Annotated in this window: 21 protein-coding genes; 13 read left to right on the top strand and 8 right to left on the bottom strand. The window is 64.0% G+C overall.

Annotated elements, in window-relative coordinates:
- Positions 1 to 108 precede the first annotated feature (108 nt).
- Positions 109 to 2,091 (bottom strand): hybrid sensor histidine kinase/response regulator, encoded by a 1,983-nt coding sequence (locus FS665_RS16400; protein WP_145190557.1) that lies wholly within the window; start codon positions 2,089 to 2,091, stop codon positions 109 to 111.
- 265 nt (positions 2,092 to 2,356) lie between these two features.
- Between FS665_RS16400 and FS665_RS16395 the strand changes: the two genes are divergently transcribed.
- The 4 genes from FS665_RS16395 to FS665_RS16380 all read left to right on the top strand — a co-directional run bounded on the left by FS665_RS16395 (position 2,357) and on the right by FS665_RS16380 (position 5,835).
- Positions 2,357 to 3,154, top strand: a complete 798-nt coding sequence (locus FS665_RS16395) for a hydroxymethylpyrimidine/phosphomethylpyrimidine kinase (protein ID WP_145190554.1) — start codon at positions 2,357 to 2,359, stop codon at positions 3,152 to 3,154.
- Between the two features lie 13 nt (positions 3,155 to 3,167).
- Positions 3,168 to 3,788 carry a thiamine phosphate synthase gene (gene thiE / locus FS665_RS16390; RefSeq protein WP_145190551.1) on the top strand — a complete coding sequence of 207 codons (621 nt, stop codon included), beginning with the start codon at positions 3,168 to 3,170 and terminating at the stop codon, positions 3,786 to 3,788.
- Positions 3,789 to 3,805: 17 nt separating this feature from the next.
- On the top strand, positions 3,806 to 5,089 hold the full coding sequence (hemL, locus tag FS665_RS16385; protein WP_145190548.1) for a glutamate-1-semialdehyde 2,1-aminomutase: 1,284 nt from the start codon (positions 3,806 to 3,808) through the stop codon (positions 5,087 to 5,089).
- A gap of 200 nt (positions 5,090 to 5,289) precedes the next feature.
- The gene (locus FS665_RS16380; RefSeq protein WP_145190546.1) at positions 5,290 to 5,835 is read left to right on the top strand and encodes a tetratricopeptide repeat protein; all 546 of its coding nucleotides are present in this window, start codon (positions 5,290 to 5,292) and stop codon (positions 5,833 to 5,835) included.
- Positions 5,836 to 5,841: 6 nt separating this feature from the next.
- Here FS665_RS16380 and FS665_RS16375 read toward each other — a convergent pair whose 3' ends face one another.
- Entirely contained in the window at positions 5,842 to 6,168 is a 327-nt protein-coding gene (locus FS665_RS16375) for a DUF1820 family protein (protein WP_145190543.1), read from the bottom strand.
- Positions 6,169 to 6,340: 172 nt separating this feature from the next.
- On the opposite strand from FS665_RS16375, the gene FS665_RS16370 reads away from it, so the two are divergent.
- Genes FS665_RS16370 through lnt form a run of 4 tightly spaced genes read left to right on the top strand, consistent with a single transcriptional unit; the run spans position 6,341 to position 10,196 of the window.
- Positions 6,341 to 7,339, top strand: a complete 999-nt coding sequence (locus tag FS665_RS16370; protein ID WP_145190540.1) for a PhoH family protein — start codon at positions 6,341 to 6,343, stop codon at positions 7,337 to 7,339.
- Entirely contained in the window at positions 7,332 to 7,805 is a 474-nt protein-coding gene (gene ybeY / locus FS665_RS16365; protein WP_145190537.1) for an rRNA maturation RNase YbeY, read from the top strand. The genes FS665_RS16370 and ybeY overlap by 8 nt, the downstream gene beginning before the upstream one ends.
- A 25-nt stretch (positions 7,806 to 7,830) precedes the next feature.
- Complete coding sequence (locus FS665_RS16360; protein ID WP_145190534.1) at positions 7,831 to 8,670, top strand: HlyC/CorC family transporter; 840 nt, start codon at positions 7,831 to 7,833, stop codon at positions 8,668 to 8,670.
- An 8-nt stretch (positions 8,671 to 8,678) separates the two neighbouring features.
- Positions 8,679 to 10,196, top strand: coding sequence for an apolipoprotein N-acyltransferase (lnt, locus tag FS665_RS16355; RefSeq protein WP_145190531.1), 1,518 nt, complete (start codon positions 8,679 to 8,681; stop codon positions 10,194 to 10,196).
- Positions 10,197 to 10,298: 102 nt separating this feature from the next.
- Here lnt and FS665_RS16350 read toward each other — a convergent pair whose 3' ends face one another.
- On the bottom strand, positions 10,299 to 11,060 hold the full coding sequence (locus FS665_RS16350) for a YdcF family protein (RefSeq protein ID WP_145190528.1): 762 nt from the start codon (positions 11,058 to 11,060) through the stop codon (positions 10,299 to 10,301).
- A gap of 132 nt (positions 11,061 to 11,192) precedes the next feature.
- The gene (locus FS665_RS16345) at positions 11,193 to 11,507 is read right to left on the bottom strand and encodes a hypothetical protein (protein ID WP_145190525.1); all 315 of its coding nucleotides are present in this window, start codon (positions 11,505 to 11,507) and stop codon (positions 11,193 to 11,195) included.
- Positions 11,508 to 11,735: 228 nt separating this feature from the next.
- Between FS665_RS16345 and leuS the strand changes: the two genes are divergently transcribed.
- From leuS to FS665_RS16320, 5 genes are all read left to right on the top strand, one after another.
- Entirely contained in the window at positions 11,736 to 14,342 is a 2,607-nt protein-coding gene (leuS, locus tag FS665_RS16340) for a leucine--tRNA ligase (RefSeq protein WP_145190522.1), read from the top strand.
- 60 nt (positions 14,343 to 14,402) lie between these two features.
- Entirely contained in the window at positions 14,403 to 15,008 is a 606-nt protein-coding gene (gene lptE / locus FS665_RS16335) for an LPS assembly lipoprotein LptE (RefSeq protein ID WP_145190519.1), read from the top strand.
- 36 nt (positions 15,009 to 15,044) lie between these two features.
- Positions 15,045 to 16,082 (top strand): DNA polymerase III subunit delta, encoded by a 1,038-nt coding sequence (gene holA, locus FS665_RS16330; RefSeq protein WP_145190516.1) that lies wholly within the window; start codon positions 15,045 to 15,047, stop codon positions 16,080 to 16,082.
- A 92-nt stretch (positions 16,083 to 16,174) separates the two neighbouring features.
- Positions 16,175 to 16,339: an alternative ribosome rescue factor ArfA gene (gene arfA / locus FS665_RS16325; RefSeq protein WP_145190513.1), complete on the top strand. Its 165-nt coding sequence runs from the start codon at positions 16,175 to 16,177 to the stop codon at positions 16,337 to 16,339.
- A gap of 60 nt (positions 16,340 to 16,399) precedes the next feature.
- Complete coding sequence (locus FS665_RS16320) at positions 16,400 to 17,716, top strand: lytic murein transglycosylase (RefSeq protein ID WP_145190510.1); 1,317 nt, start codon at positions 16,400 to 16,402, stop codon at positions 17,714 to 17,716.
- A 32-nt stretch (positions 17,717 to 17,748) separates the two neighbouring features.
- Here the strand turns inward: FS665_RS16320 and FS665_RS16315 are convergent, their stop codons facing one another.
- The 4 genes from FS665_RS16315 to FS665_RS16300 all read right to left on the bottom strand — a co-directional run bounded on the left by FS665_RS16315 (position 17,749) and on the right by FS665_RS16300 (position 20,711).
- Positions 17,749 to 18,687 carry an LD-carboxypeptidase gene (locus FS665_RS16315; protein WP_145190507.1) on the bottom strand — a complete coding sequence of 313 codons (939 nt, stop codon included), beginning with the start codon at positions 18,685 to 18,687 and terminating at the stop codon, positions 17,749 to 17,751.
- Between the two features lie 82 nt (positions 18,688 to 18,769).
- Positions 18,770 to 19,786 carry a lipoyl synthase gene (gene lipA, locus FS665_RS16310; RefSeq protein ID WP_027917769.1) on the bottom strand — a complete coding sequence of 339 codons (1,017 nt, stop codon included), beginning with the start codon at positions 19,784 to 19,786 and terminating at the stop codon, positions 18,770 to 18,772.
- A 2-nt stretch (positions 19,787 to 19,788) separates the two neighbouring features.
- Positions 19,789 to 20,436, bottom strand: coding sequence for a lipoyl(octanoyl) transferase LipB (lipB, locus tag FS665_RS16305; RefSeq protein WP_145190504.1), 648 nt, complete (start codon positions 20,434 to 20,436; stop codon positions 19,789 to 19,791).
- The gene (locus FS665_RS16300; RefSeq protein ID WP_009685832.1) at positions 20,436 to 20,711 is read right to left on the bottom strand and encodes a DUF493 domain-containing protein; all 276 of its coding nucleotides are present in this window, start codon (positions 20,709 to 20,711) and stop codon (positions 20,436 to 20,438) included. The genes lipB and FS665_RS16300 overlap by 1 nt, the downstream gene beginning before the upstream one ends.
- Between the last annotated feature and the right edge of the window lie 61 nt (positions 20,712 to 20,772).

Raw genomic sequence — 20,772 nt, 5'->3', positions numbered from 1 at the left:
AGCTCCTGGGGCCGGGCATGGCTGAAACACCCAGTGAAGCACTCCCAGCGACCCCGTCAAAGGGGCATTCATGACGAAAGATGTGTCATCGCCCCAGGGCGCCTGCCTTCAGCCTTTGTATGAAACCGCCCTGCCCGGCGGCATCTGCACTTGCGCGAGCGCCACATTCAGGCTCAGCTCGAAGCGGCTGCCCAGGCCGCGGGTCGATTCGTGGGAGATCCTGCCGCCCAGCACCTCGGCCAACTGCCGGCAGATCGACAGGCCGATGCCCAGGCCGCCGTAACGCCGGGTCATGGAACCGTCGACCTGGAAGAAACGCTGGTACAGGATCGCCTGGTCGAGGTCGTCGAAACCGATGCCGCTGTCGCTGACACTGAAGGTCAGCGCCAGGCTGCACGGCCCCAGCCGCCGGCCACGCACCTGCAGCATCACGCCGCCCTGGTGGGTGAATTTCAGCCCGTTGTTGATCAGGCAACCCAGGCAGCGCGACAGCTTCTGCGCGTCGCCGAGCAGTTCATCGGGAAGCTCTGCCGGAATATCCAGGCTCAGGTACAGGCCCTTGCCCAAGGCGGTACCGGCGTAACCGGCGCGCAGGTCCTGCAAGGTGCGACGCAGGCTGAACGGCATGGCCTGGGCGCGCAGGCGTCCGGCTTGCAGCTCGCTCAGGGTCAGAATGTCGTCGACCATGTCCATCATGTCTTGCGCCGAGCCATTGGCGGTGCGGTGGTACTGGGCCATTTCCGCGCTCATTGGCAACGTCTGCATCAGTTCGAGCGAGCCGATCACGCCATTCATCGGGGTGCGCAACTCATGGGTGACGCTGGCCAGGAATTCATCCTTGAGGTGATTGCTGCGCGCCAGTTGCTGGTTGAGGTTCTCCAGCACCTGGCCGGTGTCGCGCAGGGTCTGCGCCTGCTGCTCGCGCATGCTGTTGATGCGGTCGGCCAGCGCCAGCGACAGCAGCGCGACTTCCAGCGCAGAGCCGAGCTGGCTGGCATACATGGTGATGAACAGGTTTGGCAGCAAGCCCAGCACCATCAAGGTGTTGACCAGCCCGCCGACGAGGAACGCGGTCCACGCGATGATGAACCAGCGCGCCACGCGCAGGCCGCGCAGCCAGGCATACAGGCCGGCCGCGAAGATGCTCAAGGTGAACAGCAGCGCCAGCAGCGTGGCCACGCGCAAGGCGATGCCGTAGCGCACGCTTACCGCCAGCAGCATGACCAGCACGCCACCGGCCATCAACCCCTGCAGCAGCCGATCGAAGGCCTTGCTGACCTTGGCCAGTTGCAGGAAGTGGCGCGCGAACTGGCAGCCGAACAGGCCGGCGGCGCCGATGAAGAACGGCGTCGCGGCGTTGGCCCACCACGGGCTGTCAGGCCAGAAATAAGCGACGCCTGCGCCGTTGACCGAGACTTGATACAAGCCGAACGCGGCAATGTAGAGGATGTAATAGAGATAGCTGACATCGCGCACGCCGAGGTAAACGAACAGGTTGTACACCGCCATTACCAGCAGCACGCCGTAGATCATGCCGAACACGTAGAAGCGCGTCGGCTGCGCTTCGATGTAGGCCTCGGCCGACCACAAGGTCAACGGCGCCTGAATCGAGCCTTGGCTGCTCAGGCGCAGATAGACGGTGGTCGGCTGCCCTGGGGGCAGGTCCAGGGCGAACAGGTAGTTGTTCTGGCGGATCTGCCGGCTGTCGTAGGGCAATGCATCGCCCGTGCGTTGGGCCAGGCGAAACGCGCCATCGCTGCCGGCCAGATACAGCTCGATGTGGTCCATCGGCGGGTAGGCAAGCTCCAGCAGCCATTGGCGCGGCAGCGCATCGACCGAAGCGTCATACTGCAGATCGACCTTCAGCCAGAATACCGAGGTCGAATAGCCCGCATTGAGGACATCGGCCTGATGTGGGCGAAAGCGGCTGAAGCTCGGCGCGCTGACCTGAGCGATGGTGGCGCTGCCGTCTTTGTCTTCGTAGACCTGCATGGCTTTGCCCAACGGAAGTTGCCGGGTCGTGGCGTCGAATTCGACGGCTCCGGCCAGCACGGGCAGCAAGCCCAGCAGCATTATCAGCAAATAGCGCATACAGCCCCAGCCTGGCCTTTCCGGTCGCGTCGCGATGGCCTCCGATCCTTTTGAGACGACGAAATCCGGCAGAGCCCGTTTGTCGAGTTATCCCAGCACTCTAGCATAGCCTGCGAGGCTGGCCACGGGCCATTTGGATTTTCCATCCAAACGCTCTAGGACAGTACTTTCAGCGATCATACAGGCATCTTCCTGACCGATCGATCAACAAATTGCCGTGCGCTGGCGATTCGCACAAATAGGTTTGGTGGTAAGCTCGCCGACCATGAATACCTACAGCTCCCGCCCCGTTGTCCTCTGTCTCTCCGGCCACGACCCAAGTGGCGGCGCCGGCTTGCAGGCAGATATCGAAGCCCTGATCGCCCAGGGCTGTCACGCCGCGCCCGCCGTGACCGCCCTGACCGTGCAGGATACCGTCAACGTTTCCGACTTCCGCGTGCTCGACCGCGAGTGGGTGCTGGCCCAGGCCAACGCCGTGCTGAGCGACTCGACCGTCGCTGCGGTGAAGCTCGGCATGCTGGGCTCGATCGCCATGGTCGACACGGTGGCCGAACTGCTGGCCGCCCACCCGCATCTGCCGCTGGTCTGTGACCCGGTGCTGCGTGCTGGTGGCGGCGGACGCCTGGGCAAGGACGAAGTCGGCTATGCCGTGCGCGAGCGCCTGCTGCCGCTGGCGACCATTGCCACGCCGAACCTGCCGGAGGCGCGTATCCTGGCCGAGCTGCCTGACGGCAGCGCCGATGAATGTGCCGACAAACTGCTGCCTTATTGCCAGCACCTGCTGATCACCGGCGGGCACGGCGACGAGGATGAAATCCACAACCGCCTGTACAGCCGTGATGGCCAGCAGCACACCTGGACCTGCCAGCGCCTGCCGGGCAGTTACCATGGCTCGGGCTGCACCCTGGCCAGCGCCCTGGCCGGCCGCCTGGCCCTGGGCGAGCAATTGCAAAGCGCGGTACGCAGTGCGCTGGACTACACCTGGCGCACCCTGCGCGACGCCGAACAGCTGGGCAAGGGGCAGTTCGTCCCGCGCCGCCTGCCGCTGGATTTCTGCTCCTGACACGAGGCCTTCGATGAAGCTACGCGGTCTGTACGCAATCACTGACAGCCAGCTGCTCGCTGGCCGTTTCCTGTCCCATGTCGAAGCGGCCCTGGAAGGTGGCGTGTGCCTGTTGCAATACCGCGACAAGGGCGATGACGCCGCGCGCCGCCTGCGCGAAGCCGAGGCGCTGCTCAAACTCTGCGAGCAGTACGGTACCGGCTTGATCATCAACGATGACGCCGAACTGGCCGCGCGCCTGGGCGTGGGGGTGCACCTGGGGCAGACCGATGGGCCGCTGACGCCGGCGCGCACCTTGCTTGGCCGCCAGGCCGTCATTGGCTCGACCTGCCACGCCAGCCTCGAACTCGCCGCCCAGGCCGCCGGTGAAGGCGCCAGCTACGTGGCCTTCGGCCGCTTTTTCAATTCTGTCACCAAGCCTGGGGCGCCGGCGGCCAGCGTCGATCTGCTGGAGCAGGCGCGCGCCCAGGTCAAGCTGCCGATCGCCGTGATCGGTGGCATCACCCTCGATAACGCCGCCCCGCTGATCGCCCATGGTGCCGACCTGCTGGCGGTGATCCACGGCTTGTTCGGTGCTGACAGCGCGCAGGAAGTCACCCGCCGCGCCCGCGCCTTCAATGCCCTGTTCGCTTGATTCAAAGAGAAGATCCCATGTCCCGTTCCGAAGCCCTGTTCGCCCAAGCCCAGAAACACATTCCGGGCGGCGTCAACTCGCCTGTCCGCGCCTTCAAGAGCGTCGGCGGCACCCCGCTGTTCTTCAAACATGCCGAAGGCGCCTACGTCATCGACGAAGATGACAAGCGTTATGTCGACTACGTCGGCTCCTGGGGCCCGATGATTCTCGGCCACGGCCACCCGCAGGTGCTCGATGCCGTGCGCCGCCAGCTGGAGCATGGCCTGTCCTATGGGGCGCCAACGGCCATGGAAACCGAGATGGCCGACCTGGTCTGCTCGCTGGTGCCGTCGATGGAAATGGTGCGCATGGTCAGCTCGGGCACCGAAGCGACCATGAGCGCCATTCGCCTGGCCCGTGGCTACACCGGCCGTGACGCCATCATCAAGTTCGAAGGCTGCTACCACGGCCACTCCGACAGCCTGCTGGTCAAGGCCGGCTCGGGCCTGCTGACCCAAGGCGTGCCAAGCTCGGCTGGCGTGCCCGCCGACTTCGCCAAGCACACCCTGACCCTGCCGTTCAACGACATCGCCGCGGTGGAAAAGACCTTGGCCGACGTGGGCCAGACCGTGGCCTGCATCATCGTCGAGCCGGTGGCCGGCAACATGAACTGTGTGCCGCCCGCTCCAGGCTTCCTGGAAGGCCTGCGCGAGCAGTGCGACAAACACGGCGTGGTGCTGATCTTCGATGAAGTGATGACCGGTTTCCGTGTGTCCCTCAGGGGCGCCCAAGGCCACTACGGCATCACCCCCGACCTGTCGACCTTCGGCAAGATCGTCGGCGGCGGCATGCCGGTCGGCTGCTTTGGCGGCAAGCGCGAGATCATGGGCTGCATCGCCCCGCTGGGCCCGGTCTACCAGGCCGGCACGTTGTCGGGCAACCCACTGGCCATGGCCGCCGGCCTGACCACCCTGCGGCTGATCAGCCGTCCAGGCTTCCACGATGAGCTGAGCACCTTCACCAGCCGCATGCTCGACGGTCTGCAACAGCGCGCCGACGCCGCAGGCGTACCGTTCGTCACCACGCAGGCGGGCGCCATGTTCGGCCTGTACTTCAGCGGTGCCGACGACATCGTCACCTTCGACGACGTGATGGCCAGCGATGCCGAACGTTTCAAGCGCTTCTTCCACCTGATGCTCGACGGTGGCGTGTACCTGGCGCCGAGTGCCTTCGAAGCGGGCTTCACCTCGATCGCCCATGGCGACAAAGAGCTGCAGATCACCCTGGACGCTGCCGAAAAGGCCTTTGCCGCGCTCAAGTGATCCGCAGCCGGGGCCGGCTGTTCCACAGGCAAATCACCACGCCTGCGCAGCAGCCGGCGCCGGCGCATGGCGTGGCCACCCTCGGCAAATCCTGCATCGCAACAGAAATTCGAGTAAAACTTTGTAAGGTTGGCGCTGCTTATCCCATAATGTGCCACCAGAGACATTGGCCGCAGCTTTGCAGAGGTAAGTCGATCCCCATGAACCGCACCGGCCGCGCCCTGACCCTGGGCTGCCTGTTGCTTCTTCAGCCCCTGCTGGCATCGGCGGAGGGCGGGAACTCGTTGCTGATTCCGGCAACGGGGCGCTGCACGCTCAATGTTCAGCCTGAAGACCTGCAGAATGCACTCAAAGCCTGCGAGCAAACCGCCAGCACGGGCGATGCCCAGGCGCAGTTCGAGCTAGGCGAGTACTACTACACGCAAAGCCCCAAGCAACTGAAGAAAGCCCTGGACTGGTTCGAGAAAGCCTCGCTGCAAGGCCATGCCGAGTCGCAGTATCGCCTCGGCTCGATGTTCTTTCGCGGCGAAGGGGTCAAGGCCAACAACGTGCAGGCCTACATCCTGTTGAAGATGGCCGCCGTCAACGGCGCCGAAGACGCCCTGGACATGGCCGACGAGGTCACCGAGCAGATGCCGCGCGACGAGCTCGAGCACGCCACCCAGGTGCTTGGCCAGATCTTCCGCAAATACCTGTTGCAACTGCAAAACGCCGAAGGCCGCACGCCATTCTCGCCACTGCCTTGAACGGCTTCATTTCGGTGGCATGGGCATCGGGAACGGCATCACGTTGCCGCTGGCCTTGGCCTCGCTGATCTTCGCCGTGCCCAGGCGCTCCACTTCATCGATGCGCACGATCGACTGCATCGGCACAAAACTGCGGATCACCCCTTCGAACTGGGTCTTGAGTTTTTCTTCACTGGGGTCGACCACCACCTGGGTGCGCTCGCCGAAGACGAACTCTTCGATTTCCAGAAAGCCCCACAGATCGCTCTGGTAGATCTGCTTGGCGTACATCTCGAAGACCTGCCCCTGGTTGAGGAAGATCACTTTGTAGATGGCAGGTTCGGGTTTGCTCATGTCAGAGGGATTACACCGGCTCGGAAAAGGCGCGCATGATAGCAGAGCACGCTTGCGTGCGAGCAGCTCCAGCGTCTCTAGCTACCCTTGATCGTTTCAGTGCTTTCGCCACTGCCCTTCAAGGGTTATTCTTGCCTTCACATCCATTGCCGTCGGGCGGCTAAAAACGACCTTGAACGCACCCATACAACCTCATCGCTTCATCCTCGAGCCCTTCGAGGCCCACCGCTTCGCCAACTTGTGCGGCCAGTTCGACGAGCACCTGCGCCTGATCGAACAACGCCTGGCTATCGAAATCCGCAACCGCGGCAACCAATTCGAGCTGATTGGCGACCCTAAGAGCACTTCCGCTGCCGAACACCTGCTGCGCCGCCTCTATCGCGAGGCCAAGGCCAGTGACCTGTCGCCGGAAACCGTGCACCTCTACCTGCAGGAGTCGACGGTGGAGAACATCGATAACCCAGCGGTCAACGAAGTCAGCGTTTCGCTGCGCACGCGCAAGGGCAACATTCGTCCGCGCGGCGTCAACCAGCAGCGCTACGTCAAGGAAATCCTTGGCAACGACATCAACTTCGGCATTGGCCCGGCCGGTACCGGCAAGACCTACCTGGCCGTGGCCTGCGCCGTCGACGCCCTGGAGCGCGAGCAGGTGCGCCGCATCCTGCTGGTACGCCCGGCAGTCGAGGCGGGCGAGAAGCTTGGTTTCCTGCCCGGCGACCTGGCGCAGAAGATCGACCCGTACCTGCGTCCGCTGTATGACGCCTTGTATGAAATGCTCGGCTTCGAACACGTGGCCAAGCTGATCGAGCGCCAGGTGATCGAGATCGCCCCATTGGCGTACATGCGTGGTCGCACCTTGAACAACAGCTTCATCATCCTCGACGAGAGCCAGAACACCACGCTCGAGCAGATGAAAATGTTCCTGACCCGTATCGGCTTCGGCTCGACCGCGGTGATCACCGGCGACATCACCCAGGTCGACCTGCCGCGCGGCACCAAGTCAGGCCTGGCGCACGTGATCGAGGTGCTCAAGGACGTCCCGGGCATCAGCTTCACCCACTTCCAGCCCAAGGACGTGGTCCGCCACCCACTGGTGCAGCGGATCGTCGAGGCGTATGACCGCTTCGATGCCCGCCAGGCCAAGCCCGAGGCGCCCGGCAAAGATGCTTGAACTCGATCTGCAACGCGCTGCCGAAGGCGATGCGCCGGATGACCAGGCCTTCCGCCGCTGGTGTGAGCTGGCCTTGCGCCAGCGCAGCGCCGACTCGGAAATGACCATCCGCCTGGTCGACGAAGCCGAGGGCCGCGAACTCAACCACACGTTCCGGCACAAGGACTACCCGACCAACGTGCTGTCGTTTCCCGCCGACGTGCCGGACGACTTGCTCGACATCCCGCTGCTGGGCGACCTGGTGATCTGCGTGCCGGTGGTCGAGCGCGAGGCGCGCGAGCAAGGCAAGTCGCTGGACGCGCACTGGGCACACCTGGTCATTCACGGCTGCCTGCACCTGCTCGGCTACGATCACATCGACGACGATGAGGCCGAGGAGATGGAAGCGCTGGAACGGCAATTGCTGGCAGAGCTGGGTCATCCCGACCCGTATGCCGATGATGAACACGAACCTCTCACACACTGATACACGAAGGATCACGAGAACCGCCATGAGCGAAGATCGATCGAGCAACGGGCAGAAGTCCTGGCTGGGTAAACTCACCCAGGCTTTTGCCCATGAGCCGAAAAACCGCCAGGAGCTACTGGAGCTGCTGCGCGAAGCCCATCAGAACAAGCTGCTCGACAGCGAAGCGCTGACCATCGTCGAAGGTGCCATCCAGGTCGCTGACCTGCAGGTGCGCGACATCATGGTGCCGCGCTCGCAGATGATCAGCATCAAGGCTACCCAGTCGCCACGTGAGTTCCTGCCGGCGATCATCGACGCCGCCCACTCGCGCTACCCGGTGATCGGTGAAAGCCATGACGATGTGCTCGGGATCCTGCTGGCCAAGGACCTGCTGCCGCTGATCCTCAAGGAGAACGGCGACAGCTTCAACATCAAGGACCTGCTGCGCCCGGCCACCTTCGTGCCGGAGTCGAAGCGCCTCAACGTGTTGCTGCGCGAATTCCGCGCCAATCACAACCACATGGCCGTGGTCATCGACGAGTACGGCGGCGTGGCCGGGCTGGTCACCATCGAGGACGTCCTCGAGCAGATCGTCGGCGACATCGAAGACGAGCATGACGTCGAGGAAGACAGCTACATCAAGCCGCTGCCCAGCGGCGACTTCCTGGTCAAGGCACTGACGCCGATCGAAAACTTCAACGAGTTCTTCGACAGCGAATTCTCCGATGACGAATTCGACACCGTCGGCGGCTTGGTCATGAGCGCCTTCGGGCACCTGCCCAAGCGCAACGAAACCACTGAAATCGGCGCCTACAAGTTCCGGATTCTCAACGCCGACAGCCGGCGCATACACTTGCTGCGCCTGACCCCGATCACCCGCTAAGGACAAACATGCGTTGGATCACCCGCCCCGGCTGGCCCGGTAACCTGCTGGCCTTGGCGGCCGGCGCATCGACCCTCCTGGCCCTGGCGCCGTTCGACATCTGGCCACTGGCGCTGCTGTCGATCGCCCTGCTCTACCTGGGCCTGCGCGAGCTCAGCCCCCGCCAGGCGCTGTGGCGCGGCTGGTGGTTCGGCTTCGGCCTGTACGGCGCAGGCACCTGGTGGATCTACGTCAGCATGAACACCTACGGCGGCGCTTCGCCCTTGCTGGCGATTGTGCTGTTGTTGGCGTTCTTCGCCGCCTTGGCGTTCTTCTTCGCCCTGCCGACCTGGCTCTGGGCGCGCTGGCTGCGCCGCACTGAGGCGCCGCTGGCCGATGCCTTGTGCTTCGCCGCACTGTGGGTATTGCAGGAAGCGTTTCGCGGCTGGTTTCTTACCGGCTTCCCATGGCTGTACGCCGGCTACAGCCAGCTGGACGGCCCGCTGGCGGGCTTGGCGCCGCTGGGCGGGGTGTGGCTGGTGTCGTTCGCCCTGGCCTTGACTGCTGCGCTGCTGTGCAACCTGAGCCGGCTGCGCCAACGCCCAGCGTTTCTGGCGGTGGCGGTGCTGTTGCTGGTGGCACCCTGGCTGACCGGCATGGCCCTCAAAGGCCACGCCTGGACCCAGCCTGCCGGCGATCCGTTGAAAGTCGCGGCGTTGCAAGGCAACGTCGAGCAAGACTTGAAATGGGACCCTGCGCATATCGATGCCCAGTTGGCCCTGTACCGGGACATGAGCTTCAGCTCCAAACCGGTCGACCTGCTGGTGTGGCCAGAAACGGCCGTGCCAGTGCTCAAGGATCAGGCGCAGGGTTACATCGACGTGATGGGGCGTTTCGCCGCCGACCGCCATTCGGCGCTGATCACGGGGGTGCCGGTGCGTGAAGTGGTGCACCATCAGCGCCGCTACTACAACGGTGTGACGGTCACCGGTGAAGGCGATGGCACCTACCTCAAGCAGAAACTGGTGCCGTTCGGTGAGTACGTGCCGCTGCAGGACATGCTGCGCGGGGCGATCGAGTTCTTCAATCTGCCGATGTCGGACTTCGCCCGCGGCCCGGCAGATCAAGCGTTGCTGCAAGCCAAGGGCTACCAGGTGGCGCCGTTCATTTGCTACGAGGTGGTCTATCCGGAATTTGCGGCAGGCCTGGCCGCGCGCAGTGATTTGCTGCTGACGATCAGCAACGATACCTGGTTCGGCACCTCGATCGGCCCGTTGCAGCACTTGCAGATGGCGCAGATGCGCGCGCTGGAGGCCGGCCGCTGGATGATCCGCGCCACCAACAACGGCGTCACCGCGTTGATCGACCCGTTCGGCCAGATCACCGCGCAGGTGCCGCAATTCGAACGTGCCGTGCTATATGGCGAAGTGGTGCCAATGCAACAACTAACGCCTTACCTGCAATGGCGTTCGTGGCCGCTGGCGATCGTGTGTGTGCTGTTGTTCGGCTGGGCATTGCTGGCTGCGCGCATCGCCAAGACTGTTTGATGCACCCTTCGGGATTGCCTGGAGGAAAAACGGTTGCTCGGTCATCAAACCCGGGGCGACCGGGTCGTGAGGGCGGCCTTGCCGGGCCGCGCCGGTCTTGACTCAATAGAACAGCCGATAGCCCACCAGCCCCACCGCTTCATTGAGCAATTGCCCGTTCTGCCAGATCGCGCGACTCTCGGGCAGTAGCCCGGCAAATGGGCGAGCATGGTCACGGCCGAGGAAGCCGACCGGCGCCGGCACCACCTCGAAACCGGCGCGCTCGAAGCTCCAGCGCGAGCGTTGCATGTGCCACGCCTGAGTCACCACCACCACGCGGCGTATGCCCAGCGGCTGCAACATGCTGGCGGTGAACTGCGCGTTCTCCCATGTGGTGCGGCTTTCGCCCTCCTGCCATCTGACCGGCACCGCGAAGTCCGCCTGCAAGCGCTCAGCCATCAGCTGCGCCTCGCTGGGCGGCGTACCATAATGCAAGCCGCCACTGGTCAACACTGGCAAACCCGAGGCCTTGGCCAATTGCGCGGCAAAACGCATGCGCTCCAGCGCCAGGGGCGACGGCTGATCAGCGCCCGCCCAGGCCGGATCACCACGCTCGCGCCCGGCCCCGAGCACGACGATGGCGTCGGCGCGACTGGCCAGGCTCGACCACTGGGCAACAGGCAAGGCGACCTCGCTCTCCAGCGCACGCGCACCCTGCTGCACCACCAGCGGCAGGCTCATCAACCACAGGCCGCCCAGGCCCACGGTAAAACACAGCGCCGCCAGACGCGGGCGGCGGTTGCGCAGCCACCACGCCGCGAGCAGCAGCACCAGAAACAGCCCGGGCGGCATCAGCCATTGCTTGAGGAAAAATCGGATTGGCATCGGCACACCTCCATCGAAGGCGTGCAGCCTATAGAGAATCGGCGCCGGTCAACAAGTCCGTGGCCGGCGCCGATCGGGTGAAGTGTCATGATGAACCGGCGCGCGCTTGCCTGCGCCTGGCGCCCTGAACGGCTAGCGATGTGGCAGCGTCCTCGATCTTGCCTTGGCGGCGGGGCGTTTCTTGTCCTTGAGCCAGATGATCTTGGCCGTCGTCGGTTCGGCTGCCGGGTAAGCACCGGCGCACGCATTGCGACGCTCCGGAAGCGCTTCCAGGTAGGCCTTGATGACTTCGAACTCTGCATGGCTCAAACCACGCAACTCCAGTTCCGCTGGCATTTCGTCGCGCAACCGCACCGACGTCCTGGCCACTTCCAAGGCCAGGCCAAGACGGTCGATCAGGCGTTCGTAAAGCTCCGGTTTGACTGCTGTTAGCTGCTTCTCTCCCATCCGTTCACCTCATTGAAGATAAGAATATCTCCCCCCACACCTGAGCTTAGCGGCGCTATGAAAAGCAGCCGGATGCTGCGACCAGCGGGCATTCGCAATCAAGGTTTCCCACGATGCGCGGCGCTGCTGTATGCTACGGCGTTCACTCTCAAATGAAGCCGGAGTGCCGGACGCAGCGAGGTTCCGCTGCCTGGAACAAGGTCTCTTCCCTCTCAGCAAAAAGTAGCCATGCACGAACAATACACGCCCCGTGATATCGAAGCCGCCGCCCAGAATTTCTGGGACGAGCAACAATCGTTCGCTGTTACCGAACAGCCAGGCAAAGACACCTACTACTGCCTGTCGATGTTCCCGTACCCGAGCGGCAAGCTACACATGGGCCACGTGCGCAACTACACCATCGGTGACGTGATTGCCCGCTACCAGCGCATGCTGGGCAAGAACGTCCTGCAGCCGATGGGCTGGGACGCCTTCGGCATGCCGGCGGAAAACGCGGCGATGAAGAACAACGTCGCCCCGGCCAAATGGACCTACGAGAACATCGACTACATGAAGACCCAGCTCAAGAGCCTGGGTCTGGCCATCGACTGGGCGCGGGAAGTCACCACCTGCAAGCCGGACTACTACCGCTGGGAGCAGTGGCTGTTCACCCGCCTGTTCGAGAAAGGCATCATCTACCGCAAGAACGGCACCGTGAACTGGGACCCGGCCGACCAGACCGTGCTGGCCAACGAGCAGGTCATCGATGGTCGCGGCTGGCGTTCCGGCGCGCTGATCGAGAAGCGCGAAATCCCGATGTACTACTTCCGCATCACCGATTACGCCGACGAGCTGCTGGAAAGCCTCGACGAGCTGCCGGGCTGGCCAGAACAGGTCAAGACCATGCAGCGCAACTGGATCGGCAAGTCGCGCGGCATGGAAGTGCAGTTCCCGTTCGATCAGGCCAGCATCGGCCATGAAGGCACGCTGAAAGTCTTCACCACCCGTCCTGACACCCTGATGGGCGCCACCTACGTCGCCGTTGCCGCCGAACACCCGCTGGCCACCCAGGCCGCGCAGGGCAACCCGGCGTTGCAGGCATTCATCGACGAATGCAAGAGCGGCAGCGTCGCCGAGGCCGACATGGCCACGCAGGAAAAGAAGGGCATGCCCACTTCCCTGTTCGTGCAGCACCCGCTGACCGGCGAAAAACTGCCAGTGTGGGTCGCCAACTACGTGCTCATGCACTACGGTGACGGCGCGGTCATGGCCGTGCCGGCTCACGACGAGCGCGACTTCGAGTTCGCCCACAAGTACCAGCTGCCGGTCAAGGCCGTGGTGCGCACCAGCGCTGGCGACGAAGTGAGCAGCGAGTGGCAGGCCGCCTACGGCGAACACGGCCAGCTGATCAACTCCGGCGAGTTCGACGGCCTGGACTTCGCCGGCGCCTTCGACGCCATCGAAGCCGCCCTGATCCGCAAGGACCTGGGCAAATCGCGCACCCAGTTCCGTCTGCGTGACTGGGGCATCAGCCGTCAGCGCTACTGGGGCTGCCCGATTCCGATCATCCACTGCCCAAGCTGCGGCGATGTACCGGTCCCGGAAGACCAACTGCCGGTCACCCTGCCAGAGAACGTGGTGCCGGACGGCGCCGGTTCGCCACTGGCGCGCATGCCCGAATTCTATGACTGCAGCTGCCCGAAATGCGGCAGCGCTGCCAAGCGCGAAACCGACACGATGGACACCTTCGTCGAGTCGTCCTGGTATTTCGCCCGCTACGCATCGCCCAATTACGAAGGTGGCATGGTCGATCCGAAAGCGGCCAACCACTGGTTGCCGGTCGATCAGTACATCGGTGGTATCGAACACGCCATTCTGCACCTGCTGTATGCACGCTTCTTCCACAAGCTGATGCGCGACGAAGGCCTGGTCACCTCCAACGAGCCGTTCAAGAACCTGCTGACCCAAGGCATGGTGGTCGCCGAGACCTACTACCGAGTGGCCAGCAACGGCGGCAAGGACTGGTTCAACCCGGCTGACGTCGAGGTCGAGCGCGATGCCAAGGCCAAGATCATCGGCGCACGCCTGAAGACCGACGGCCTGCCGGTGGAAATCGGCGGCACCGAGAAGATGTCCAAGTCCAAGAACAACGGTGTCGACCCGCAGTCGATGATCGAGCAGTACGGCGCCGACACCTGCCGCCTGTTCATGATGTTCGCCTCGCCGCCCGACATGAGCCTGGAGTGGTCCGACTCGGGTGTCGAAGGTGCGAGCCGCTTCCTGCGCCGCGTCTGGCGACTGGCCCAGGCGCATGTCGCCCAAGGCCTGCCTGGCAAACTCGATGTCGCCGCCCTGGACGATGCACAGAAGGCCATCCGCCGCGCCATCCACGCCGCCATCAAGCAAGCCAGCACCGACGTGGGTCAGTACCACAAGTTCAACACCGCCATCGCCCAGGTGATGACCGTGATGAACGTGCTGGAAAAAGCCCCGCAGGCCAGCGCGCAAGACCGTGCCCTGCTGCAGGAAGGCCTGGAGGCTGTCACCCTGCTGCTGGCACCAATCACCCCGCACATCTCCCATGAGCTGTGGCAGCACCTGGGTCACGATCAGGCGGTCATCGATGCTGGCTGGCCGGCTGTCGATGAAAGCGCACTGGTGCAGGACAGCATCGTCCTGGTGGTTCAGGTCAACGGCAAGCTGCGTGGCCAGGTAGAAATGCCTGCTGCCGCCAGCCGCGAAGAAATCGAAGCCGCGGCCCGCAGCAACGAAAACGTCCTGCGCTTCCTCGACGGCCTTACCATCCGCAAGGTCATCGTGGTACCGGGCAAACTGGTCAACATCGTCGCCAACTGATGGCAACGCCCACCCGCACCGGAGCGGGTGGGCGGTATCGGCCCACAAGGGAGCAACAACATGATCAAACGCAATCTGCTGGTAATGGGCCTGGCTGTGCTGCTCAGTGCCTGCGGTTTCCAGCTGCGCGGCACCGGCAGCAACGAGCTGAGCGTCAAAGAAATGGACGTGACGGCGCGCAATGCTTATGGCCCGACCTTGCAGCAACTGCGCCAGGTACTTGAGCGCAGCGGCGTCGACGTGCACACCGGTGCACCCTATCGCCTGGTCCTGACCAACGAGCAGGAAACCTCTCGTTCGGCGAGCTACACCGGTGGCAACCGCACTGCCGAGTACGAGCTGACCACCACGCTGAACTACAGCATCCTGGGCCTGAACAACCTCGAGCTGCTGAGCGACAAAGTCGAAGTGCGCAAGGTCTACGTACGTGACGGCTCGAACATCACCGGCTCCGAGCAGGAAGCCCAGCGCGCTCGCGAAGAGATGCGCCGCGATCTGGTGCAGTCGATGGTCACCCGCCTGCAGCAGCTGAGCCCGGCCCAGCTCGACGAGCTGCAGCGCAAGGCCGACGAGCGCGCCAAGGCCGAAGCTGCAGCGCTGGAAGCGGCTCGCCGCCAGCAGGCCGAAACGCCACAGCAATCGCCATTGGAAGTCCCGGGCAACTAAGCCCGAACGGGGCACTGCGGTGCCCCGCTATTGCTCATGAAGCTCGCACCCGCCCAACTCAACAAGCACTTGCAAGGCAGCCTGGCGCCGGTCTACGTGGTCAGCGGCGACGATCCGCTGCTGTGCCAGGAAGCGGCCGACGCCATCCGCCAGGCTGCGCGCCAACAGGGTTTCGACGAACGCCAGGTATTCAGCGCCGACGCCAACTTCGACTGGGGCACGCTGCTGCAAGCCGGCGCCAGCCTGTCACTGTTCGCCCAGCGCCGTCTGCTGGAACTGCGCCTGCCATCCGGCAAGCCTGGCGACAAGGGTGCCGCGGCGCTGATCGAATACTGCAACCGCCCCGCCGAAGACACCCTGCTGCTGGTGAGCCTGCCCAAGCTCGACGCCAGCGCACAGAAAACCAAGTGGGGCAAGGCGCTGGTCGACGGCGCACACTGCCAGTTCATCCAGATCTGGCCAGTGGATGCTCAGCAGTTGCCGCAGTGGATCAACCAACGCCTGGCCCAGGCTGGCCTGTCAGCGCAGCGCGACGCGGTCGACCTGATCGCGGCGCGGGTCGAGGGCAACTTGCTGGCCGCCGCCCAGGAGATCGAAAAACTCAAGCTGCTGGCCGATAGCAATCAGATCACCGTGGAAACGGTCCAGGCTGCCGTCGCCGACAGCGCCCGCTTCGATGTCTTTGGGCTGGTCGATGCGCTTCTCCAAGGTGATGCCGGGCATGCCCTGCGCATGCTCGAAGGCCTGCGTGGCGAGGGCGTCGAGCCGCCGGTGATTCTCTGGGCCCTGGCCCGTGAGCTGCGCCTGCTGGCTGGGCTGGCGCAACAGTTCAGCCAGGGCGTGCCACTGGACAAAGCGTTCAGCCAGGCACGACCGCCGGTGTGGGACAAACGTCGACCGCTGGTGAGCAAGGCCCTGCAACGGCACAGCGCGCAACGCTGGGCGCAGCTGCTGCAGGACGCCCAGCGCATCGATGCACAGATCAAGGGCCAGGCGCCGGGATCACCGTGGACTGGCTTGTCGCGCCTGGCGCTGTTGATGGCGGGGCAACGGTTGGTCTTGCCTGCCGAGTGATGATCGCCGGCCGGCCATAAATACAATCAATTGGCCCCACCGCCAGTGGGCCTTTAGAGTCTGCCCGTCGTCCACCAAGCCGGGAACCTGCCATGAGCAAAAAGCCGAAAAAACACGGCCCCAACAAGGCCAAGTCGATCATCGCCCAACCGCTGTTCCGCTGCCGCCAGGAACGCCCCGAGAAAGGCAAAGGCAGCTACCGCCGCGAAGCCTTCCAATCGAGAGATTGGGAGGCTTCTTACTTTTTGGCCGCATGAAAGCATCCCGCGCGCAGGCATGATATGGTCGGCATCTGACCTGCAATTCTGGATCTGTGCATGCTCTTGAGTCCTCTTCCCCGTTGGAAATCCCGCCAGCTGCTCGCGGCCTCCAGCTTCATTCTGCTCGTCGCCTGCGCTGAAAAACCCACCGCTGCCGATGCCCTGCCCTTGGCCCCGGCCAAGCCTGCGCCGGCCGTGACCTTGCCCAGCGCTGCAGCTGACCTCAGCACGGATATCCAGCCGCTGCAGACCTTCGCCCAATGGCAGGCCAATTTCCGCGAACAGGCACTGCAAGCCGGCATCGCTGCGGCCACTTTCGACCGCGCCTTCGTCGGTGTCACCCCCGACCTGGACGTGATCAAGGCCGACCGCAGCCAACCTGAATTCTCCCGCCCGGTCTGGGAATACCTCGAAGGCGCCCTGTCGCCGCTGCGCGTTCGCAATGGCAAGAAGTTGCTGGAACAGAATGCCGAGCTGCTGACCCGCCTCGAACAGCGCTATGGCGTCGACCGTCAGGTGTTGGTCGCGGTATGGGGCATGGAGAGCAACTTCGGCCAGTTCCAAGGCAACAAGTCGGTGATCCGCTCGCTGGCGACGCTGGCTTACGAAGGACGTCGCCCACAGTTCGCCCAGGACCAGCTGATCGCCGCCTTGCAGATCATCCAGCACGGCGATATCCAGCCCGAAGCCATGCGTGGCTCGTGGGCCGGGGCCATGGGCCAGACGCAGTTCATTCCCACCACCTACAACACCCACGCCGTGGACTTCGACGGCGATGGCCGCCGCGATATCTGGAATAGCACCCCGGATGCCCTGGCCTCTACCGCACATTACCTGCAGAGCTCTGGCTGGAAACAAGGGCAACCTTGGGGCTTCGAGGTGCAGGTGCCGGCGGGGTTCGATTTCTGGCAGGCCGACGGCTCGCTGCGCAAGCCTGTCAGCGAATGGCTGGCCATGGGCGTGAAGCTGCCGGCGGGCACACAACTGCCGGCCGGTAGCGCCCAGCTGTCTGCAGCCCTGCTGTTGCCTGCAGGTGCGCGGGGCCCGGCGTTCCTGGTCCTGGACAACTTCCGCGCCATCCTCAAGTACAACAATTCGTCGTCCTACGCGCTGGCAGTCAGCCTGCTGGGCGATCGTTTCAGTGGCTGGGGCTTCATTGCCGGCAGCTGGCCGAAGGAAGACCTGCCACTCAGCCGCAGCGAGCGCATGGAGCTGCAGAACCTGCTCAACAGCCGCGGGCACGAGGCGGGCAATGCGGATGGCATCATCGGTGCCAATACCCGCAAAGCCATTCGCAATGCCCAGCAGGGGCTGGGCTGGCCCGCGGATGGGTATCCGACCCACAAGTTGCTCGAAAGCCTGCGAGGCCAGTGAAATGCCCGGGGGCGCAGCGCGCCCCCGCTCCCTCAGACCCTGAACAGGTCCTGCTCGAGCAGCAGACGCTGGCCTGCACTGTCCAACCCGACCTTGGCCCCGAGCGGCAGACAGACATTCGGGTCACAATGCCCACTGCGCCACCCGGCCAGCACCGGCACGCCCAGCGGCGCAAAGGTGTCTACCAGCAACGGCGTCAATGCCGCCGTGGTGATTCCGGCGAAATCCCCCACCAGCACGCCCTTGATACCCGCCAGCTTGCCGGCCAGACGCAGTTGCGTCAGCAACCGGTCAACGCGGTACAGCGGCTCGTTGACGTCCTCCATGAACAGAATGCCGCCTTGGGTATCGATCTCAGCCAGCGTGCCCAGGGTCGCGCCGAGCATGGACAGGTTACCGCCGAGCAAGCGGCCGCTGGCAGTGCCTGCCACCACGCACTCAAGGGCGAATGCCGCAGGGTGGACGATCTCGTCACCCTGCCGCATTTGCCCGCTCAGCAGGGCCAGCAACGAGGATTCGGTGGGCGGCAACTTGGCGCCCAACAAATCGGCGTTGAGCATCGCCCCGTGAAAGCTGATCAGCCCAGTATGCTGGTGAATCGCCGTGTGCAAGGCGGTGATGTCGCTGTAGCCAATCAACGGCTTGGGATGGCGAGCGATCAGCTCGAAGTCCAGCCCATCGAGCAAGCGCATGCTGCCATAGCCACCGCGCATGCACAGGATCGCGTCGATCTCGGGGTCGGCGAATGCCGCATGCAGGTCTTGCAGCCGCTGCTCGTCGCTGCCGGCCAGATAACCCTGGGCTTGCTGAACACCGGGCATGAGCCGGCAGCGATAGCCGCGCTCGGCGAACCACTGGCCGGCTTTCTGCGCATCCAGGCGCGCTGGCCCGGCCGGTGCGACGACGGCAAAACAGGCATTGCTCGGCAGCGCCTTGGGCAGGCGGGTTTCAGCAGTTTCAGCGCAATTCATCGCAGCTCCTTCGGTGACAGCCAAAACAAAAATGCCGATGCCGCTCTACAGCGCGCATCGGCATGTCCAGCACCCGCGTCGATCAGAGCTTGATCTTGGCTTCGTGGGCCTGCTGGTCAGCGTGGTAGGACGAGCGCACCAGCGGGCCGGAGGCCACGTTCTTGAAGCCCATCTTGTAACCTTCTTCGGCGAACCAGGCGAAGGTGTCGGGGTGCACGAAACGCTGCACCGGCAAGTGGCTGCGCGAGGGCTGCAGGTACTGGCCGAGGGTCAGCATGTCGATGTCATGCTCGCGCATGCGTTGCATCACTTCGATCACTTCTTCGTCGGTTTCACCCAAGCCCAGCATCAACCCGGATTTGGTCGGTACGTGCGGGACCATCTGCTTGAATTTCTGCAGCAGGTCCAGCGACCAGTCGTAGTCCGAACCCGGGCGGGCGGCCTTGTACAGGCGCGGTACGGTTTCCAGGTTGTGGTTGAACACATCTGGCGGCTCTTGCGCGGTGATCTCCAGTGCCACGTCCATGCGCCCACGGTAGTCCGGCACCAGGGTCTCGAGCTGCACGCCTGGCGACAGCGCGCGGATCTCGCGAATGCAGTCGGCGAAGTGCTGGGCGCCGCCATCACGCAGGTCGTCACGGTCCACCGAGGTGATCACCACGTACTTCAGGCGCAGGTCGGCGATGGCCACGGCGAGGTTTTTCGGCTCGTCCAGGTCCAGCGGCTTCGGCCGACCGTGGCCGACGTCGCAGAACGGGCAACGACGGGTGCAGATGTCGCCCATGATCATGAAGGTCGCGGTGCCCCCGGAGAAGCACTCGCCCAGGTTCGGGCAGGACGCCTCTTCGCAGACGCTGTGCAGCTTGTGCTTGCGCAGCAGCTGCTTGATGCGGTCTACCTCAGGCGATACCGGAATGCGTACGCGAATCCAGTCGGGTTTTTTTGGCAGCTCGTCGGTCGGGATGATTTTCACCGGGATGCGCGCGACCTTTTCGGCGCCGCGCAGCTTCACGCCCGCTTCCACTTTTTTCGGTGCCGGGCGCGCGGTGGCGTCCTGGGTGGGGATCAGGTTCGGCACGGCTTCTTGCACAGTTGTCATATTCAGTCGATTCCGCCCGTGAGGGTCGTCTGCTCAGCGTAGTCGAGGTGCTTGACCAGCTGTCCGCGCAGCCTTGTCCTGACCTCGTCGAGTTCGATCGGACCTGCCAGATCGCGCAGCTGGGTCATGGCCAGCCCCGCATACCCGCAGGGGTTGATTCGGCGGAATGGCGCAAGGTCCATGTCCACGTTCAGGGCAAGGCCGTGGAAACAACGGCCGTTGCGGATTCGCAGGCCGAGGGAGGCGATCTTCGCGCCCTCGACATAGACGCCCGGCGCATCGGGCTTGGCCGACGCCGTCACGCCATAGCTGGCGAGCAGGTCGATCAAGGTACGCTCGATCCGGCTGACCAGGTCGCGTACGCCAACGCCCAGGCGGCGCACGTCGAGCAACAGGTACGCGACCAACTGGCCAGGGCCATGGTAAGTGACCTGGCCGCCGCGGTCGGTCTGCACCACCGGAATGTCGCCCGGCACCAGCAAGTGCTCGGCCTTGCCGGCCTGCCCCTGGGTGAAGACTGCGGGATGCTCGACCAGCCAGACTTCATCCTGGCTGTCCGGGGTGCGTTGCTCGGTAAAACGCCGCATGGCGTGCAGCACCGGTTCATAGGGCTGCAGGCCAAGCTCGCGAATACCGAGGCAACGGGACATCAGAGCACCATTTTCACAATGCCGGTGGCACGCAAGGCACTGTTGATGTCGTGTAGCTGGTTTTCGCTTTCGGCGACGATATGCAGCTGCACGGTGGTGTACTTGCCTTCCTTGCTCTGGCGCTCGGCCAGGGTGGAAAGGTCGACCTTGGCGTGCTTGCTGAGGATCTCGATGACCGTGTCCTTGAAGCCGACAACGGTATCGCCGATCACCTTGATCGGATAATCGGCGCAGGGGAATTCGATCTTGTGCGACTTGACGTCAGGTTCGCTCATGGCGGAAACGGCCTCGTAAGCCGTGGCAACAACAACGCCCCCGCAGATCTGCGGGGGCTTG

The sequence above is a fragment of the Pseudomonas sp. URMO17WK12:I11 genome (genome assembly GCF_007677725.1).
Taxonomy (GTDB): domain Bacteria; phylum Pseudomonadota; class Gammaproteobacteria; order Pseudomonadales; family Pseudomonadaceae; genus Aquipseudomonas.
This window is presented reverse-complemented; position numbering and strand designations above follow the sequence as displayed.

Coding starts and splice junctions, on each gene's coding strand:
- FS665_RS16400 (WP_145190557.1), bottom strand. CDS start 2,091: ATGCGCTATTTGCTGATAATGCTGCTGGGCTTGCTGCCCGTGCTGGCC.
- FS665_RS16395 (WP_145190554.1), top strand. CDS start 2,357: ATGAATACCTACAGCTCCCGCCCCGTTGTCCTCTGTCTCTCCGGCCAC.
- thiE (WP_145190551.1), top strand. CDS start 3,168: ATGAAGCTACGCGGTCTGTACGCAATCACTGACAGCCAGCTGCTCGCT.
- hemL (WP_145190548.1), top strand. CDS start 3,806: ATGTCCCGTTCCGAAGCCCTGTTCGCCCAAGCCCAGAAACACATTCCG.
- FS665_RS16380 (WP_145190546.1), top strand. CDS start 5,290: ATGAACCGCACCGGCCGCGCCCTGACCCTGGGCTGCCTGTTGCTTCTT.
- FS665_RS16375 (WP_145190543.1), bottom strand. CDS start 6,168: ATGAGCAAACCCGAACCTGCCATCTACAAAGTGATCTTCCTCAACCAG.
- ybeY (WP_145190537.1), top strand. CDS start 7,332: ATGCTTGAACTCGATCTGCAACGCGCTGCCGAAGGCGATGCGCCGGAT.
- FS665_RS16360 (WP_145190534.1), top strand. CDS start 7,831: ATGAGCGAAGATCGATCGAGCAACGGGCAGAAGTCCTGGCTGGGTAAA.
- lnt (WP_145190531.1), top strand. CDS start 8,679: ATGCGTTGGATCACCCGCCCCGGCTGGCCCGGTAACCTGCTGGCCTTG.
- FS665_RS16350 (WP_145190528.1), bottom strand. CDS start 11,060: ATGCCAATCCGATTTTTCCTCAAGCAATGGCTGATGCCGCCCGGGCTG.
- FS665_RS16345 (WP_145190525.1), bottom strand. CDS start 11,507: ATGGGAGAGAAGCAGCTAACAGCAGTCAAACCGGAGCTTTACGAACGC.
- leuS (WP_145190522.1), top strand. CDS start 11,736: ATGCACGAACAATACACGCCCCGTGATATCGAAGCCGCCGCCCAGAAT.
- lptE (WP_145190519.1), top strand. CDS start 14,403: ATGATCAAACGCAATCTGCTGGTAATGGGCCTGGCTGTGCTGCTCAGT.
- holA (WP_145190516.1), top strand. CDS start 15,045: ATGAAGCTCGCACCCGCCCAACTCAACAAGCACTTGCAAGGCAGCCTG.
- arfA (WP_145190513.1), top strand. CDS start 16,175: ATGAGCAAAAAGCCGAAAAAACACGGCCCCAACAAGGCCAAGTCGATC.
- FS665_RS16320 (WP_145190510.1), top strand. CDS start 16,400: ATGCTCTTGAGTCCTCTTCCCCGTTGGAAATCCCGCCAGCTGCTCGCG.
- FS665_RS16315 (WP_145190507.1), bottom strand. CDS start 18,687: ATGAATTGCGCTGAAACTGCTGAAACCCGCCTGCCCAAGGCGCTGCCG.
- lipA (WP_027917769.1), bottom strand. CDS start 19,786: ATGACAACTGTGCAAGAAGCCGTGCCGAACCTGATCCCCACCCAGGAC.
- lipB (WP_145190504.1), bottom strand. CDS start 20,436: ATGTCCCGTTGCCTCGGTATTCGCGAGCTTGGCCTGCAGCCCTATGAA.
- FS665_RS16300 (WP_009685832.1), bottom strand. CDS start 20,711: ATGAGCGAACCTGACGTCAAGTCGCACAAGATCGAATTCCCCTGCGCC.